This is a genomic window from Pseudomonas sp. 34 E 7 (assembly GCF_900005715.1).
In the GTDB taxonomy this organism is placed as follows: domain Bacteria; phylum Pseudomonadota; class Gammaproteobacteria; order Pseudomonadales; family Pseudomonadaceae; genus Aquipseudomonas; species Aquipseudomonas orientalis_A.
This window is the reverse complement of the sequence record NZ_CVTX01000149.1, coordinates 45,783-62,890: the sequence shown is the minus strand read 5'-3', so window position 1 is coordinate 62,890 and position 17,108 is coordinate 45,783. Positions and strand designations below refer to the sequence as shown.

General features: G+C 60.1%; 20 protein-coding genes. 1 reads left to right on the top strand and 19 read right to left on the bottom strand.

Going from position 1 to position 17,108, the window contains the following annotated elements; genetic code table 11:
• Positions 1–2: 2 nt before the first annotated feature.
• The 14 genes from BFP96_RS16825 to trmJ all read right to left on the bottom strand — a co-directional run bounded on the left by BFP96_RS16825 (position 3) and on the right by trmJ (position 10,906).
• Entirely contained in the window at positions 3–983 is a 981-nt protein-coding gene (locus BFP96_RS16825; protein ID WP_065895834.1) for a RodZ domain-containing protein, read from the bottom strand.
• Entirely contained in the window at positions 983–1,741 is a 759-nt protein-coding gene (gene pilW / locus BFP96_RS16820) for a type IV pilus biogenesis/stability protein PilW (RefSeq protein ID WP_065892370.1), read from the bottom strand. The genes BFP96_RS16825 and pilW overlap by 1 nt, the downstream gene beginning before the upstream one ends.
• 12 nt (positions 1,742–1,753) lie before the next feature.
• The gene (rlmN, locus tag BFP96_RS16815; protein ID WP_065887481.1) at positions 1,754–2,902 is read right to left on the bottom strand and encodes a 23S rRNA (adenine(2503)-C(2))-methyltransferase RlmN; all 1,149 of its coding nucleotides are present in this window, start codon (positions 2,900–2,902) and stop codon (positions 1,754–1,756) included.
• Between the two features lie 29 nt (positions 2,903–2,931).
• Positions 2,932–3,357 (bottom strand): nucleoside-diphosphate kinase, encoded by a 426-nt coding sequence (gene ndk / locus BFP96_RS16810; RefSeq protein ID WP_003175956.1) that lies wholly within the window; start codon positions 3,355–3,357, stop codon positions 2,932–2,934.
• A 92-nt stretch (positions 3,358–3,449) separates the two neighbouring features.
• Positions 3,450–3,650: a Fe-S cluster assembly protein IscX gene (gene iscX, locus BFP96_RS16805; protein WP_003238461.1), complete on the bottom strand. Its 201-nt coding sequence runs from the start codon at positions 3,648–3,650 to the stop codon at positions 3,450–3,452.
• Positions 3,651–3,664: 14 nt separating this feature from the next.
• The gene (gene fdx, locus BFP96_RS16800) at positions 3,665–4,006 is read right to left on the bottom strand and encodes an ISC system 2Fe-2S type ferredoxin (protein ID WP_015885743.1); all 342 of its coding nucleotides are present in this window, start codon (positions 4,004–4,006) and stop codon (positions 3,665–3,667) included.
• A gap of 3 nt (positions 4,007–4,009) precedes the next feature.
• Positions 4,010–5,872, bottom strand: a complete 1,863-nt coding sequence (hscA, locus tag BFP96_RS16795; RefSeq protein ID WP_065936625.1) for a Fe-S protein assembly chaperone HscA — start codon at positions 5,870–5,872, stop codon at positions 4,010–4,012.
• Positions 5,873–5,925: 53 nt separating this feature from the next.
• Positions 5,926–6,447 (bottom strand): co-chaperone HscB, encoded by a 522-nt coding sequence (gene hscB / locus BFP96_RS16790; RefSeq protein ID WP_065936624.1) that lies wholly within the window; start codon positions 6,445–6,447, stop codon positions 5,926–5,928.
• Positions 6,448–6,455: 8 nt separating this feature from the next.
• On the bottom strand, positions 6,456–6,779 hold the full coding sequence (iscA, locus tag BFP96_RS16785; RefSeq protein WP_003175963.1) for an iron-sulfur cluster assembly protein IscA: 324 nt from the start codon (positions 6,777–6,779) through the stop codon (positions 6,456–6,458).
• Positions 6,780–6,807: 28 nt separating this feature from the next.
• Positions 6,808–7,194 (bottom strand): Fe-S cluster assembly scaffold IscU, encoded by a 387-nt coding sequence (gene iscU / locus BFP96_RS16780; protein ID WP_003175965.1) that lies wholly within the window; start codon positions 7,192–7,194, stop codon positions 6,808–6,810.
• 99 nt (positions 7,195–7,293) lie between these two features.
• On the bottom strand, positions 7,294–8,508 hold the full coding sequence (locus BFP96_RS16775) for an IscS subfamily cysteine desulfurase (RefSeq protein WP_065887478.1): 1,215 nt from the start codon (positions 8,506–8,508) through the stop codon (positions 7,294–7,296).
• 50 nt (positions 8,509–8,558) lie between these two features.
• A complete protein-coding gene (gene iscR / locus BFP96_RS16770; RefSeq protein WP_003194020.1) occupies positions 8,559–9,050 on the bottom strand; it encodes a Fe-S cluster assembly transcriptional regulator IscR in 492 nt (163 codons plus the stop codon).
• Between the two features lie 300 nt (positions 9,051–9,350).
• Complete coding sequence (gene cysE / locus BFP96_RS16765) at positions 9,351–10,133, bottom strand: serine O-acetyltransferase (RefSeq protein WP_065892373.1); 783 nt, start codon at positions 10,131–10,133, stop codon at positions 9,351–9,353.
• Positions 10,134–10,135: 2 nt separating this feature from the next.
• Positions 10,136–10,906, bottom strand: coding sequence for a tRNA (cytosine(32)/uridine(32)-2'-O)-methyltransferase TrmJ (gene trmJ, locus BFP96_RS16760; RefSeq protein ID WP_065936623.1), 771 nt, complete (start codon positions 10,904–10,906; stop codon positions 10,136–10,138).
• A 145-nt stretch (positions 10,907–11,051) separates the two neighbouring features.
• Between trmJ and suhB the strand changes: the two genes are divergently transcribed.
• Positions 11,052–11,867, top strand: a complete 816-nt coding sequence (gene suhB / locus BFP96_RS16755) for a type III secretion system regulator SuhB (protein ID WP_003175971.1) — start codon at positions 11,052–11,054, stop codon at positions 11,865–11,867.
• Between the two features lie 222 nt (positions 11,868–12,089).
• On the opposite strand, the gene BFP96_RS16750 is transcribed toward suhB, so the two are convergent.
• The 5 genes from BFP96_RS16750 to tgt all read right to left on the bottom strand — a co-directional run bounded on the left by BFP96_RS16750 (position 12,090) and on the right by tgt (position 17,108).
• Positions 12,090–12,632 carry a glycine zipper 2TM domain-containing protein gene (locus BFP96_RS16750; protein ID WP_005791197.1) on the bottom strand — a complete coding sequence of 181 codons (543 nt, stop codon included), beginning with the start codon at positions 12,630–12,632 and terminating at the stop codon, positions 12,090–12,092.
• Between the two features lie 123 nt (positions 12,633–12,755).
• A complete protein-coding gene (gene secF, locus BFP96_RS16745) occupies positions 12,756–13,670 on the bottom strand; it encodes a protein translocase subunit SecF (protein WP_065892375.1) in 915 nt (304 codons plus the stop codon).
• Between the two features lie 9 nt (positions 13,671–13,679).
• A complete protein-coding gene (gene secD, locus BFP96_RS16740) occupies positions 13,680–15,548 on the bottom strand; it encodes a protein translocase subunit SecD (protein WP_065892376.1) in 1,869 nt (622 codons plus the stop codon).
• A 62-nt stretch (positions 15,549–15,610) separates the two neighbouring features.
• Positions 15,611–15,949, bottom strand: a complete 339-nt coding sequence (gene yajC, locus BFP96_RS16735; protein WP_003175975.1) for a preprotein translocase subunit YajC — start codon at positions 15,947–15,949, stop codon at positions 15,611–15,613.
• Positions 15,950–15,992: 43 nt separating this feature from the next.
• Complete coding sequence (tgt, locus tag BFP96_RS16730) at positions 15,993–17,108, bottom strand: tRNA guanosine(34) transglycosylase Tgt (protein WP_162303237.1); 1,116 nt, start codon at positions 17,106–17,108, stop codon at positions 15,993–15,995.

Genomic DNA, 17,108 nt, shown 5'->3' with positions numbered 1-17,108 from the left:
GACTATTGTCCCAACTTGAGGCGAGCGGTCTCGCCACTGGTGAACGGCGCTACGTCCACAGGCTGGCCGTTGTAGGCCACTTGCGCGCCACGGGCATAACCCAGACGCAGCGTCAAAGGAGGCTTGCCGCCCTGGTCAAGAGTATCTCCCTTACGCTTCAGACCGCTAAACAGCACTTTGCCATTACCGTCGGTGACTTGCGTCCAGCAGTCAGCGACGAAGGTGATCTGTACGCGCCCGTCACCGGCGATCAACGCGGGGGTGGTGGGCGGCGAAATGGCAGGCGCAGCCGGTGCCGCAGGCGCTGGAGCCTGGGCCGGAGCGGCTGTTGCGGGAGCCTGGGCCACGGGCGCTACGGGAGCCGGCGCGGGTACGGCTGCAGTCGCTGCAGGTGCGCTGTCGGCTTGCGGAGCGGGTTGTTCAGCGGTGGCAGGCGCTTCCGGCGTGACTTGCCCTTCGACGACCGCCTGGTCTTCCGGCTCATCCAGCGGATGAATCTGGGTGGTGCCGTCGGCGCTTTCGACTTCGACGTGCTCCAGCGCGTTGCTGGTCAGGTCTTTATTGCGCTGGGAAGTCTGGTCCTGCCACCAGACGAAACCACCCCCGATCACGGCAATCAGCAGCAACAGGCTGACAATGCGCAGGATCGTGTGGGAAACCCGGGTCGGCTCTTCAATACGACCGAGGCCATGCACATTGCTGCCCTGGGAGTCGGTGCCGGTGAACTGGTCGAATTGCTGGACCAGTGCGGTCTGGTCGATACCCAGCAACTTGGCATAAGCGCGGATATAGCCGCGGGCAAACGTGTGCCCGGGCAGCTTGTCGAATGCGCCAGCTTCCAGGTTGGCCAGGGAGGTGCTGGTCAAATTGAGCTTGAGGGCCACTTGCGCCAGCGACCAACCATTGCTTTCGCGGGCCTCACGCAAGGTGTCGCCTGGGTTTACGCGATTAGCTGCTACAACTTCCGGGTGCGCGGCTTTCATCATTGCTCCGACAGGTATTGCTGATATTCCGGCGTACCGGGATAGAGTCGTTCGAGTTGCTGGCCAAAACGTGCGGCCGTGTCGCGTTCTTCATGAACCGTCGCCAGGCGCACACCGAGCAATAGACTACGTGCATTGTGCCCGCTGAGCAGGCTAAAACGCTCGTAATAGTCACGTGCCGGCACATAATGCCTGTCTTCGTAGGACAACTCAGCCATTTCAAGCAAAGCGCGTGGTTGGCGAGCGTTCAGGTGCAGGGCTTTTTCCAGTTGCTGGCGCGCCAGTTCGCGCTGTCCCAGGTGTATCGACGTCACCCCAAGGTTCTCGAAGATGCGCGAACGCTGGGAATAAAGGGTGTCGGTGCTGGCCTGGCGGAAATAAGCGGCCGCCTGTTCATACCGTTTCTGCTCGAACAGGAAACTGCCGTAGTTGTTCAGCAACCGCGCGTCGCCAGGACGGGAAGCCAGTGCCGTGGTGAAATACCGATCAGCCAACTCGGGCTCGGCCTGAGCCTGGAAGACCAGCGCCAGCGCGGCATTGGCATCCGCATCATCGGCATCCAGCTCCAGGGCCTTCTTCAATGGCACCTTGGCCTGCTCGCTCATGCCTTGTTGCAGATAGCCCAGCCCCAGTTGCACATACGCCACTCGCGCCGCTTCACGACCCTTGTCGGTTTGCAAAGGGCTGTCGTAGCCCGATGAAACACAACCGGCCACGAGACCGGTAACAAGTAAAAGCAGCGCAAGGCGCAAGGGCATAGAGATCCTCTCTCAGATTCGATTTACAGCAATCAGCGGCAAATCGTCGGCGGCGTTAAGTTCGCGTCCGGCGATATAACGCTCGCTGCGGCGGGTGCGGTCCATCACCTGCCCTACCAATTGGCCACAGGCGGCGTCGATGTCTTCACCACGAGTGGTGCGCACGGTGACGTTGTAGCCGGCCTGGTGCAGTTGATCCTGGAAACGGCGGATGGCGTTGTTGCTCGGCCGCTCGTAGCCAGAATGGGGAAACGGGTTGAACGGAATCAGGTTGATCTTGCACGGGGTGTTCTTGAGCAGCTCGATCATCTCGACCGCGTGCTCGACCTTGTCGTTGACGTCCTTGAGCATGGTGTACTCAATGGTCAAGACACGCTTTTCGCCCAAGGTCGCCATATAACGCTGGCAGGATTCGAGCAGCATCTTAAGCGGATACTTCTTGTTGATCGGCACCAATTGGTTACGCAATGCGTCATTGGGTGCGTGCAGCGACAACGCCAGGGAAACGTCGATGTGCTTGGCCAGCTCATCGATCATCGGTACCACGCCGGAGGTCGACAGGGTCACACGGCGCTTGGAGATGCCGTAGCCCAGGTCGTCCATCATCAGGTGCATGGCCGCAACCACGTTGTCGAAGTTCAGCAGCGGCTCACCCATGCCCATCATCACCACGTTGGTGATGGCACGGTCGACGGTCGCCGGGACGCTGCCAAAGGATTTGTTGGCAATCCACACCTGGCCGATGACTTCGGCGGCGGTGAGGTTGCTGTTGAAGCCTTGCTTGCCGGTGGAGCAGAAACTGCAGTCCAGGGCACAGCCTGCCTGGGACGAAACGCACAAGGTGCCGCGCTTGCCCTGGGGAATGTAGACGGTCTCGACGCAGCTGCCGGACGCCACGCGCACCACCCACTTACGGGTGCCGTCGCTGGAGATGTCCTCGCTGACCACTTCGGGACCACGAACTTCGGCAATGGCCTTGAGCTTGTCGCGCAGGGCCTTGCTGACGTTCGTCATGGCGTCGAAATCGTCGACGCCAAAGTGGTGAATCCACTTCATTACCTGACCGGCACGGAAACGCTTCTCCCCGATTGAGTCGAAGAATTTCTCCATTTCCGGCTGAGTCAGACCCAGCAGGTTGGTTTTAACAGTCGATGTAGTCATGGATTCACCCTCACTCTTTAAGCCGATGCTTAGCGAGCGGTTACTTCAGTAGCAGCGAAAAAGTACGAGATTTCGCGAGCAGCAGCGGCTTCGGAGTCCGAACCGTGAACAGCGTTGGCGTCGATGGACTCGGCGAAGTCAGCACGGATGGTGCCGGCAGCCGCTTCTTTAGGGTTGGTAGCGCCCATCAGCTCACGGTTCAGAGCGATAGCGTTCTCGCCTTCCAGCACCTGAACAACAACAGGACCGGAGATCATGAAGGCAACCAGGTCGCCGAAGAAGCCACGAGCGCTGTGCTCAGCGTAGAAGCCTTCAGCTTCAGCCTTGGACAGTTGCTTGAGTTTCGAAGCTACAACCTTCAGGCCGGCTTTTTCGAAACGAGTGGTGATCTCGCCGATGACGTTTTTTGCAACAGCGTCAGGCTTGATGATGGAGAAAGTACGTTGAACAGCCATGGTGTAACTCCAGAAACGGTAATTTACGAAAAATTAAACCCGCGAATTATACGCGGGTTATCAGGTATTGCCTAACTGCGTAATAAGGCGGCTCAGTCTGCTTCTTCGATCCACAGGCCTTGAATCGCCTCCAGGACCTTTTCGCCACCCCGATCAGGGATGTCGTCAAAATCCGGCAGTTCCATTACGAGGTTACGCAGCTTGACGAAGTTCACCGTAAGAGGATTGACCTCAGGATGAGCTTCAGCAAGTTGTATAGCGATTTCTTGTACATCAACCCATTTCAGGCTCATGACAGTTCCTTGAATCAATGCGGCGCTTCGGCCGCATGGTTGAGCGAATATTTCGGGATTTCGACCGTGATGTCTTCAGTGCCGACCTTTGCCTGACAGCTTAGACGCGAAGTCGCTTCCAGGCCCCAGGCGCGATCGAGGAAGTCTTCTTCCAGCTCATCGGCTTCCTCGAGCGAGTTGAACCCCTCGCGAATGACGCAGTGGCACGTGGTGCAAGCGCACACACCGCCACAGGCACTTTCGATCTCGATGTGGTTGTCGTGGGCGACCTCAAGGATGGACTTGCCGGTCTCAGCCTCCACGACCATACCATCCGGGCAATGCTCGGCGTGTGGCAGAAAAATGACCTGCGGCATCAGTTATTCCTCAATTTCATTCAGGTTGCGACCCGCCAGGGCGGCTTTTACCGTCTGGTCCATACGGCGGGCGGCAAAGGCATCGGTTACTTGTGACAGGCGCTTGGTCTGCTGCTCGATGGCGTAACCATCGTTGCCTTTCATCAGTTCGGCCAGCTCCTGCATCTGCAGGTCGATGACCATGCGCTCCTCGGCATCCAGCAAGCGCTCGCCATCGGCATCCAGAGCGCCCTGCACCGCTTCGAGCAGGCGCTGGGCATCGACTTGCTGCTCACGCAGCACGCGGGCGACCTTGTCATCGCCGGCATATTGGAACGAGTCCTTGAGCATCTTGGCGATTTCACCGTCAGTCAGGCCGTAGGACGGCTTGACCTGGATACTGGCCTCGACGCCCGAGCCCAGTTCACGGGCCGCCACGCTGAGCAGGCCGTCGGCGTCGACCTGGAAGGTCACGCGAATCTTCGCCGCGCCCGCCACCATCGCCGGGATACCACGCAACTCAAAGCGCGCCAGGGAGCGGCAGTCGCTGATCAGCTCGCGCTCGCCTTGCAGCACATGAATCATCATGGCCGTCTGGCCATCTTTGTAGGTGGTGAAGTCCTGGGCGCGGGCGACGGGAATGGTGGTGTTGCGCGGAATCACTTTCTCCATCAGGCCGCCCATGGTTTCCAGGCCCAGAGACAACGGAATCACATCGAGCAGCAGCAGTTCGCCACCATCGCGCTTGTTGCCGGCCAGGGTATCGGCCTGGATCGCAGCCCCGATGGCCACCACTTGATCCGGGTCGATTTCGGTCAGCGGCTGGCGGCCAAAGGCTTCGGCAACGGCCTCGCGAACCCTTGGAACACGGGTGGAGCCGCCTACCATGACCACCGCGCCGACCTCTTCGAACTCGATACCGGAATCACGCACCGCGCGGCGGCAGGCCTTGAGGCTGCGGGCAACCATCGGTTCGATCAACGCATCGAAGGCTTCGCGGGTCAGCTGGGCCGACCAGCTACCGTAGGAAACTTCAACGGTAGCAGCGTCCGTCAGCGCTTCCTTGGCAGCGCAGGCGGCTTGCAGCAGGTTGCGCTGAGCGCCCGGGTCCAGGTCGGCCGACAAGCCGGCACTGCTGATGATCCAGCCCGCGATGGCATGGTCGAAGTCATCGCCACCCAGGGCGCTGTCGCCACCGGTGGCCAGCACTTCGAACACACCGCCAGTCAGGCGCAGGATCGAAATATCAAAGGTGCCGCCGCCCAGATCATAAATGGCGACCAGGCCTTCGGCGTGCTGGTCCAGGCCGTAAGCCACGGCGGCAGCGGTCGGTTCATTGAGCAAACGCAGCACGTTCAGGCCGGCGAGCTTCGCCGCATCCTTGGTGGCTTGGCGTTGCGCGTCGTCGAAATACGCCGGAACCGTGATCACCGCACCAACCAGCTCGCCGCCCAGGGTGGTTTCCGCACGCTGGCGCAGCACCTTGAGGATATCGGCCGACACTTCCACCGGGCTTTTCGGGCCCTGGACGGTGTCGATGAACGGCATATGGGATTCACCGCCGACAAAGCGGTACGGCAGCTGGTCGCCCAATTGCTTGACGTCGGACAGACCACGCCCCATCAAGCGCTTGACCGACAGCACGGTATTGAGGGGGTCGGAGGACGCTGCCAGCTTGGCCGACTCGCCGACTTCGATACGGTCGGCGTGATAGCGCACGGCGGACGGCAGGATGACCTGGCCATCGGCATCGGGCAGCGGTTCGGACAGGCCGCTGCGCACGGCAGCAACCAGGGAATTGGTGGTGCCCAGGTCAATCCCGACCGCCAGGCGACGCTGGTGCGGTTGAGGGCTTTGACCGGGTTCGGCGATTTGCAGTAGAGCCATGGTAATCAGGTCTTATCTGTCTATCAGGCGTGCATCACGGGCAGCACACTGGGTTAATCGTCGAGGCGCTCTTCTAGCTGGCGCACTTCGTAGGTGAGCTTGTCGAGAAACTGCATGCGCCGCATCAGGCGTTCGGCCTGTTCGCGTTGCGCAGCATCATCCCAACAGGCTGCGAAGCTTTCGTTGAGCTCATCCTGGGCCGCCTTCAGACGACGCTTGAAGACCGCGACGCCAGCCACATCGGCTTCGTCCTGCAAGTCTTCGAGTTCTTCGCGCCATTGCATCTGCTGCATCAGGAAGTCCGGGTCATGCACGGTGACTTCCATCGGCAACTCGCCGCCCTTTATCGCCAGTAGATAACGTGCGCGTTTCGGGGGGCTTTTGAGCGTCTGATAGGCTTCGTTGAGGCTGGCCGATTGCTCCAGCGCCAGGCGTTGCTCACGCTCGGAAGCGTCAGCGAAGCGGTCCGGATGCACGCCACGCGCCAATTCTCGATAGCGCGTGGCAAGCTGCTCAAGGTCCAGCCGAAAGCTCGGCTGCAGCTCGAATAAAGCGAAATGACAAGGAGTACCCACAAGAAGCCTCAGATGTTGAAGCTTTCGCCGCAGCCACATTCACCGCGTACGTTGGGGTTGTTGAACTTGAAGCCTTCGTTCAACCCTTCCTTGACGAAATCGAGCTCGGTGCCGTCCAGGTAGGTCAGGCTTTTGGGGTCGATGATCACTTTCTCGCCGTGACTTTCGAACACCTGGTCTTCCGCAACCACCTCGTCGACAAACTCCAGCACGTAGGCAAGGCCGGAACAGCCCGTGGTGCGAACACCCAGACGAATCCCCTCACCTTTACCGCGCCCATTCAGGGAGCGGCGAATGTGCTGCGCAGCCGCTTCTGTCATGCTGATAGCCATCGTTGACTCCTTACTCGTCGCCAAATACTTAGATCAAGCCTTTCTTCTGCTTGTAGTCGCGAACGGCCGCCTTGATGGCGTCCTCGGCGAGTACCGAGCAGTGAATTTTCACCGGCGGCAGGGCCAGTTCTTCGGCCAGCTGGGTGTTGCTGATGGTGACAGCCTCATCCAGGGTCTTGCCTTTCATCCATTCGGTCGCCAGGGAGCTGGAGGCGATGGCCGAACCGCAGCCGTAGGTCTTGAACTTGGCGTCTTCGATAACGCCGGCGTCGTTGACCTTGATCTGCAGGCGCATCACATCGCCGCACGCCGGAGCGCCGACCATGCCAGTGCCGACATCAGGATCTTCCGCGTTCATCTTGCCGACGTTGCGCGGGTTTTCGTAGTGGTCGATGACCTTTTCGCTGTAAGCCATGGTACTGAATCCTCACTCATCAGGGCCGCTCTGGAACCCTGTAGAAACGCCTGCGTTTTCCGCCACGTTGCTACAGAGCTGGGGTGGCGGCTTCTATATTTAGTGTGCCGCCCACTCGATCTTGGAAATGTCGACACCGTCTTTGTACATGTCCCACAGCGGCGACAGAACGCGCAGCTTGTTGACGGCTTCGCAGACTTTCTGCGCGGCGTAGTCGACTTGCTCTTCAGTGGTGAAGCGGCCGAAAGTAAAGCGGATCGAGCTGTGTGCCAGTTCGTCGTTGCGGCCCAGGGCGCGCAGTACGTACGAAGGCTCAAGGGACGCCGAGGTGCAGGCCGAACCGGACGAAACCGCCAGGTCCTTGAGCGCCATGATCAGCGACTCGCCTTCGACGTAGTTGAAGCTCAAATTCAAGTTGTGCGGTACACGGGCGGTCATGCTGCCGTTGATGTACAGCTCTTCAAGGTTCTCGACCTGCTTGTAGAAGCGGTCACTCAAGGCCTTGATGCGCACGTTTTCGGCAGCCATGTCTTCCTTGGCTACGCGGAAGGCTTCGCCCATGCCGACGATCTGGTGGGTCGCCAGGGTGCCCGAACGCATGCCGCGCTCGTGACCGCCGCCGTGCATGGTGGCTTCGATACGTACGCGCGGCTTGCGGCTTACGTAAAGGGCGCCGATGCCTTTGGGGCCGTAGGTCTTGTGGGCGGAGAACGACATCAGGTCGACTTTCAGCTTGGACAGGTCGATCTCGACCTTGCCGGTGGACTGAGCGGCGTCGACGTGCAGCAGGATGCCCTTGGAACGGGTCAGCTCGCCAATCGCTTCGATGTCGTTGATGGTGCCGATTTCGTTGTTCACGTGGATCACGGAAACCAGGATGGTATCGTCACGCAGCGCGGCCTCGATCATGGCCGGGGTGACGATGCCGTCGGTGGTGGGCTCGAGGTAGGTGACCTCAAAACCTTCACGTTCCAGTTGGCGCATGGTGTCGAGGACAGCCTTGTGCTCAATCTTGGTGGTGATCAGGTGCTTGCCCTTGGTCGCGTAGAAATGCGCCGCGCCCTTGATCGCCAGGTTGTCGGACTCGGTGGCACCGGAGGTCCAGACGATTTCGCGCGGGTCGGCGCCAACCAGGTCGGCGACCTGGCGACGAGCGTTCTCGACCGCTTCCTCGGCTTTCCAGCCGAATACGTGGGAACGGGAGGCCGGGTTGCCGAAGTTTCCGTCAACCAGCAGGCATTCGCTCATCTTTTGCGCGACACGCGGATCAACCGGGGTGGTCGCTGAGTAATCAAGGTAAATCGGCAATTTCATGGACTTTCTCCTAAATCAGGCTGGCTGGCGCGCCGTTAGCTCTGCGGCTGTCACTCGACGGCGGACGCTTCGATCTTGTCCAGACGCGGCGCCTTGGTGTTGCAACGGCGCTGGTCCTGACGCTGGGCTACTTCTTGCACCTCACGGCGAGTCACAAGATCAGCCAAGCTGATACCACTCAAAAACTCATGGATCTGCAGGCTCAAGTCACACCACAAGTGGTGCGTCAGGCAGGTGTCACCGGCATGGCAATCACCCAGCCCCTGGCATTTGGTCGCATCGACGGATTCGTTGACCGCGTCGATCACCTGGGCTACCTGGATGCCCTGCATATCGCGGGACAATTGATAGCCGCCACCTGGGCCTCGCACGCTGGAAACCAGATTGCTGCGGCGCAATTTGGCGAACAGCTGCTCGAGGTAGGACAGGGAAATGCCTTGGCGCTCGGAGATATCGGCCAGGGACACCGGCCCAGTTTGCGCGTGCAAAGCCAGGTCGAGCATGGCAGTCACCGCGTATCGGCCTTTTGTAGTCAGTCTCATGGACAAGTACCAAGGTGTTTCAGAATGGGAGCAAGTATGCGATTCCCGAGTATTTAAGTCAACTATAAGACCTAGTACTTTAGTCAGGATTACCCGTAAAAAGGGCGCGCGAATCATAGCAGGCTGGGGTGGGGACGAACAGCGTCACCGGATAACCAGCGATGCCAGACACAACGAAGGTCAAATGTGGGAGGGGGCTTGCCCCCGATGGCGGTGGATCAGCCAGCACATAGGGCAACTGACCTACCGCTATCAGGGGCAAGCCCCCTCCCACAGGAGATCTCTGGCGATGCCGGGATCTTAGCTTGCCTTGGTGGCGGTTTCGTCCTTGATCTCGGCGAAATCTTCTTCGCGCAGCTCAGGCAGATCCTTCGCACAGTAAGGGCTGCCCAAGTCCTTCAGGGCACCACACATGCCCTCCAGCTTGCCATCCACCGCTTGCAGGTGGTCGAGCAACTGGCCAATGGCACGCGCCACCGGGTCAGGCATGTCTTCGCTGACGCCATAGGCATCAAAGCCGATCTTCTCGGCCATGGCCTTGCGCTTGGCCTCCTGTTCGTCGCCGACTTCCGGCTTGACGATGATCCGGCCCGGAATACCCACCACCGTCGCACCGGGCGGCACGGCCTTGGTGACCACGGCATTGGAGCCAACCTTGGCACCGGCGCCGACCGTGAACGGGCCAAGCACCTTGGCACCCGCGCCCACCACCACACCGTCGCCCAGCGTCGGGTGGCGCTTGCCTTTATTCCAGGTGGTCCCGCCCAGGGTGACACCCTGATAGAGCGTCACGTCATCGCCAATCTCGGCGGTCTCGCCAATCACGATGCCCATGCCATGATCGATGAAGAAGCGACGGCCGACCTTGGCGCCGGGGTGAATTTCGATCCCGGTCAGCCAGCGCCCGAAGTTCGACACCAGCCGCGCCAGCCATTTCCAACCCATGCCCCACAGGGCGCCGGACAGGCGGTGAAGCCAGATCGCGTGCATGCCGGGGTAGCAGGTCAGCACTTCAAAGGCGTTGCGCGCCGCCGGATCACGGTGGAAAACACTCTGGATATCTTCTCGCAAACGCTCGAACATCTTTAATCCTTCCGCTTAAGGAGCTCGCCACGGGCCGCTTTCTGGGTTTCCGTGAGGATGCCACGCAATATATTCATTTCCGCCCGAGTGACCGAGCTGCGCCCGTAAAGGCGGCGCAGGCGCGCCATCAAGTGCCGTGGTTTTTCAGGATCAAGGAACTCGATGGCCACCAGGGTTTGCTCCAGGTGCTCATAGAATCGCTCCAGTTCGTCCATCGTGGCCAGCTCGCCACTTTTGGTCGACGCCACTTCGTCCTTCTCCATCTTGCTCGGCTGGCCCTCAGCCGCCAACCAGGCCATGCGCACTTCGTACGTCAGCACCTGCACCGCCGCACCCAGGTTCAGCGAACTGAACTCAGGGTCTGACGGAATGTGCACGTGGTAATGACATCGCTGCAGCTCTTCATTGGTCAGGCCGGAGTCCTCACGGCCAAACACCAGGGCGATTTCTGCGCCACCGGCCGCCTCTTCCACCACTTTGGTACCGCACTCACGCGGGTCCAGCAATGGCCAGGGAATGCGGCGGTCGCGGGCGCTGGTGCCGAGCACCAGGTTGCAGCCGACCAAAGCGTCCTCCAGGGTGGCGACAACCTGGGCGTTTTCCAAGATGTCATTGGCGCCGGATGCGCGGGCATCGGCCTCATGGTGCGGAAACACACGTGGCTCGACCAGCACCAGCCGCGTCAGCCCCATGTTTTTCATGGCTCGCGCCACCCCACCGATGTTGCCGGGATGACTGGTATTGACCAAAACGACACGGATGTTTTGCAGCAAGGGAGGCGCTCTCGGACACGGGAAAGGGGAGCAAATCTTACAGAAGCGCTTAGGGTTATGCCACGAAAGCTAACGTCGCCCTTCACCTGAAGAAAGTTTCTGCTAAACTGCCCGGCTTTCTTTAACAACCTTAGGTGACCTATCCATGCAGCCCATGCTGAATATCGCGCTGCGCGCCGCCCGCAGCGCCAGTGAATTGATCTTCCGCTCCATCGAGCGCCTGGATACCATCAAGGTCGACGAAAAAGACGCCAAGGATTATGTGTCCGAGGTGGATCGCGCCGCCGAACAGAAAATCATCGACGCCCTGCGCAAGGCCTACCCGACCCACGGCATCCTCGGTGAAGAAACCGGCCTGCACAAAGGCAGCGGCGAAGGCGAAGACTACCTGTGGATCATCGACCCACTGGATGGCACCACCAACTTCCTGCGCGGCATCCCGCACTTTGCCGTAAGCATTGCGTGCAAATACCGTGGCCGCCTGGAACACGCCGTGGTGCTGGACCCGGTTCGCCAGGAAGAATTCACCGCCAGCCGTGGCCGTGGCGCCCAGCTCAATGGCCGTCGTCTGCGCGTCAGCGGTCGCACCAGCCTGGACGGCGCCCTGCTGGGCACCGGTTTCCCGTTCCGTGACGACCAGATGGACAACCTGGAAAACTACCTGGGCATGTTCCGCGCCCTGGTCGGCCAGACTGCGGGCATCCGTCGCGCCGGCGCAGCGAGCCTGGACCTGGCCTACGTGGCCGCCGGTCGTTTTGATGCGTTCTGGGAGTCGGGCCTGTCCGAGTGGGACATGGCTGCGGGCGCCCTGCTGATCCAGGAAGCAGGCGGCCTGGTGAGCGACTTCACCGGCGGTCACGACTTCCTGGAAAAAGGCCACGTGGTTGCCGGCAACACCAAATGCTTCAAGGCAGTGCTGACGGCGATCCAGCCGCACCTGCCGGCTTCGCTGAAGCGTTAAGCGAGCGCGCACAAAAAAGCACCCCGAGGGGTGCTTTTTTTATGCCTGGGATTTGAGCCAGGCCCATCTATCAGCAGCAATACAGATCAAATGTGGGAGGGGGCTTGCCCCCGATTGCAGAGTGTCAGTCAACCAAGCATCAACTGACCCACCGCTATCGGGGGCAAGCCCCCTCCCACATTTTGAATTGCACAGTTTTTTGAATCTGTGCCTGGCCCTGGATTACTGCTGGTTCTGACCCAGGATCAGACGCCCTTCCTTGTCCACCGGAATCTGGCCGCCTGGATCACGCTCCATACGCACAGTACCTTCCTTGCCATCCAGGTTGTAACGCACGTCGTAGCCCACAACCTTGTCGCTGATGTCATTCACGGTGTTACAGCGAGTCTGGGTAGTGGTGTAGGTATCGCGGTTCTGCATACCTTCCTGAACCTTGTTACCCGCATAACCGCCACCGACCGCACCGGCGACCGTTGCCAGCTTCTTGCCGTTACCACCACCAATCTGGTTGCCGAGCAGGCCGCCTGCCAGGGCGCCTACGACGGTACCGGCGATTTGATGCTGATCCTGCACCGGACGCTGCCGGGTCACGGTGACATCCTTGCAGACCTCACGCGGGGTTTTAATCTGGGTTTTTACCGGCTGTACCGCCAGCACTTGCGCATACTCAGGGCCGCTTTTTACCAGGCTGTAGGTGGCAACAGCGCCCCCGGCAGTCACACCGACAGCACCCAATACCGCACCAACCAGCAACGACTTGTTCACGTTGAACCTCCTGACCATCACAAGCGGACCGAAAGATCCGCGCTATACCCAGCCTTGGAGCAAAAAAAAAGACACGAGTTCAATCTCGTGCCTTTCTTCGTACCGCCGATCAACAAACGCCCATCAAGGACGGTCGTCGACCTCCTTGCCAGTGCTGGCCGGAGGGATCAGGTCTTCGCTGTTGAGGTTCAGCCAGATCAGTACCACGTTGGCGATGTAGATCGACGAATAGGTACCGGCCAGAACACCGATGAACAGTGCCAGGGAGAAGCCCCACAGGTTGTCGCCACCGAAGATCATCAGTGCCGCGATCGCCAGCAAGGTGGAGATCGACGTCGCCATGGTCCGCAGCAGGGTCTGGGTGGTGGAGATGTTGATGTTCTCGATCAACGTGGCCTTGCGCAGTACACGGAAGTTCTCGCGAACCCGGTCGAATACCACGATGGTGTCGTTGAGCGAGTAACCAATGATCGCCAGCACGGCGGCCAATACGGTCAGGTCGAAGGTGATCTGGAAGTACGCCAGGATACCCACGGTCACGATCACGTCGTGGATCAGCGACACGATGGCGCCGACCCCGAACTTCCACTGAAAGCGGAAGGCCAGGTAGATCATGATGCCGACCAGCGCCATCAGCATGCCGAGGCCGCCCTGATCGCGCAGTTCTTCACCCACCTGCGGGCCGACGAACTCTACGCGCTTGACCGAGGCCGGGTTGTCGCCGCCGACCTTCTGCAAGGCCTCGGCAACCTGGTGACCCAGTTGCGGGTCTTCGCCAGGCATGCGCACCAGCAGGTCGGTAGTGGCGCCGAAGCTCTGCACCACCGCCTCGTGATAGCCGGCCTTGACCAGCTCATCGCGCACCAGGGTGACGTCGGCCGGCTTCTCGTAGGTCAGCTCGATGAGCGTACCGCCGGTAAAGTCCAGACCGTAGTTCAGGCCCTTATGGAACCAGCTGAACAACGCCAGAACGGTAAGGAGCACGGTGACGCCGAACGCAACGTTGCGAACGCCCATGAAGTTGATTGTACGTAACATGGCAGCCCCTTAAATCCACAACTTCTTGAAGTCACGCCCGCCAAAGATCAGGTTGACCATTGCGCGGGTCACCATGATGGCCGTGAACATCGAGGTAAAGATACCCAGGGACATGGTCACCGCAAAACCTTTGACGGGGCCTGTGCCCATGGCAAAGAGAATCCCGCCGACCAGCAGAGTGGTCAGGTTGGAGTCGAGAATCGCGGTAAATGCCCGGCCGAAGCCTTCGTTGATTGCACGTTGTACGGTCATGCCCGCCGCGATCTCTTCACGGATCCGCGAGAAGATCAGCACGTTGGCGTCCACCGCCATACCCATGGTGAGGACGATACCGGCGATACCCGGCAGGGTCAGCGTGGCGCCCAGCAGCGACATCAGCGCCAGCAGCATCACCATGTTGCCCGCCAGGGCCACGGTGGCAATGATGCCGAAGAAGCGGTAGATGGCGATGATGAACAGCGACACGAACAACATGCCCCACAGCGCCGCATCGACACCCTTGGTGATGTTGTCGGCACCCAGGCTCGGGCCGATGGTACGTTCTTCAGCGAAGTACATCGGCGCCGCCAGGCCACCGGCACGCAGCAGCAGGGCCAGTTCCGAGGATTCGCCCTGGCCGTTCAGGCCAGTGATGCGGAATTGCGCACCCAGCGGCGACTGGATGGTCGCCAGGCTGATGATCTTCTTCTCTTCCTTGAAGGTCTGTACCGGCACGTCTTTTTCGACGCCATTGACCATCTGCTTGGTGTAGGTGGTAACCGGGCGCTGCTCGATGAAGATTACCGCCATGCTGCGACCGACGTTGCTGCGCGTGGCGCGGCTCATCAGCTCGCCGCCGTGACCATCCAGGCGGATGTTCACTTCAGGCGTGCCATGCTCGCCGAAACCGGCCTTGGCATCGGTCACCTGGTCACCGGTGATGATCAAGCCACGCTCGATCAACGCTGGAGGACGGTTGCCTTCACGGAACTCGAACTCTTCGGAAGTCGCGCGGGTAGCACCCGGCTCAGCCGCGAGGCGGAACTCCAGGTTGGCGGTTTTACCCAGGATACGCTTGGCTTCAGCGGTGTCCTGCACGCCCGGCAGTTCAACCACGATACGGTTGGCGCCCTGACGCTGCACGATCGGCTCGGCCACACCCAGCTCGTTGACGCGGTTACGTACCGTGGTCAAGTTCTGCTTGATGGAGTATTCGCGGATTTCCGCGATCTTGGCCGGGCTCATCGCCAGACGCAGCACCGCCTGACCATTGAGGTCGGCCGGTACGATGTCAAAGTCGTTGAAGTTCTTGCGGATCAGCGCACGGGCCTGTTCGCGGGAAGCTTCGTCAGCGAAGCCCAGCTGGATCGCACCGTTGAGCTGCGGCAGGCTGCGATAACGCAGTTTTTCTTTGCGCAGCAGGCTCTTCACATCGCCTTCATACACTTTCAGGCGTGCGTCGAGGGCTTTGTCCATGTCGACTTCCAGCAGGAAGTGCACACCACCGGACAAGTCCAGACCCAGCTTCATCGGGTGCGCGCCAATGCTGCGCAGCCATTGTGGCGTGGTCTGTGCCAGGTTGAGCGCGACAACATAGTCGTCACCCATGACCTTGCGTACGACATCCTTGGCCGGCAATTGGTCTTCTTGCTTGGTCAGGCGCAACAAGCCGCCTTTGGAACCAGCTGCCAAGGTTGCCGCTTTAACCTGGATGCCCGCGTCAGTCAGCGCTTTGCTCGCGCGTTCCAGATCAGCCTGATTGACCTGCAGCGAAGTGCTGGCGCCAGAGATCTGGATCGCCGGGTCATCAGGATAGAGATTGGGAGCGGAATAAATAAAACCGATCGCCAGCACCGCCAGGATCAGTACGTATTTCCACAGAGGGTATTTGTTCAGCATCACGCCGCCCGCTTATAACGCGGGGCGCCTTGCGCGCCCCGTCGATTGGTAAAGGTTGTTACTCAGATCGCTTTGAGCGTGCCTTTTGGCAGCGTGGCGGCGATGGCGCCCTTCTGGAACTTCATTTCTACGGTGTCGGAGACTTCCAGTACCACGAAAGCATCGGAAACCTTGGTGATCTTGCCGGCGATACCGCCAGTGGTCACGACTTCGTCGCCTTTCTGCAGGCTGCCGAGCAGGTTTTTCTGCTCTTTGGCGCGCTTGGCCTGTGGACGCCAGATCATCAGGTAGAAGATGACCAGGAAGCCGACCAGGAAAATCCACTCGAAACCACCGCCCATCGGGCCGGCAGCAGCAGGCGCGGCGGCGTCAGCCATGGCGTTAGAGATAAAAAAGCTCATTTAGCACTCCAGTTGCAAATAGTGAATCTTAGGGTCGGGAAACTCAGTCCAAGGGCGGCACAGGGAGCCCGCGCTTGGCATAGAAGGCATCGACGAAGGCGGCCAATGTACCCTGTTGAATAGCCTCGCGCAAACCAGCCATCAGGACTTGGTAGTGACGCAAATTGTGGATGGTATTCAACATGCTACCCAGCATTTCCCCGCACTTGTCCAGATGGTGCAGATAAGCACGGGAGAAGTTCTGGCAGGTGTAGCAATCGCAGGTCGGATCGAGCGGCGAATCATCATGGCGATGGAACGCGTTACGGATCTTCAGCACGCCTGTATCAATGAACAGATGCCCATTGCGGGCATTACGGGTTGGCATCACGCAATCGAACATGTCCACACCGCGGCGCACACCCTCTACGAGATCTTCCGGTTTGCCAACGCCCATAAGGTAACGAGGTTTTTCTGCGGGCATCAGGCCCGGCAGGTAATCGAGCACCTTGATCATCTCGTGCTTGGGCTCGCCCACCGAAAGACCGCCGATAGCCAGGCCGTCGAAGCCGATCTTGTCGAGGCCTTCCAGCGAGCGCTTGCGCAGGCTTTCATGCATGCCGCCCTGCACAATGCCGAACAGCGCCGCGGTGTTGTCACCGTGGGCATTCTTCGAGCGCTGGGCCCAACGCAGGGACAGCTCCATGGAGATGCGCGCCACGTCTTCGTCAGCCGGGTACGGCGTGCACTCGTCAAAAATCATCACGATGTCCGAGCCCAGGTCGCGCTGCACCTGCATCGACTCTTCCGGGCCCATGAACACCTTGGAACCGTCCACCGGAGAGGCGAAGGTCACGCCCTCCTCCTTGATCTTGCGCATGGCGCCCAGGCTGAACACTTGGAAACCACCGGAGTCGGTAAGGATCGGGCCTTGCCACTTCATGAAGTCATGCAGGTCGCCGTGCTTCTTGATCACTTCCGTACCCGGGCGCAGCCACAGGTGGAAAGTGTTGCCGAGGATGATCTCGGCGCCGGTGGCGACGATGTCACGGGGCAGCATGCCCTTGACGGTGCCGTAGGTGCCGACCGGCATGAACGCCGGGGTCTCCACGGTGCCGCGCGGGAAAGTCAGGCGACCACGACGGGCTTTGCCGTCGGTGGCCAGCAGTTCAAACGACAT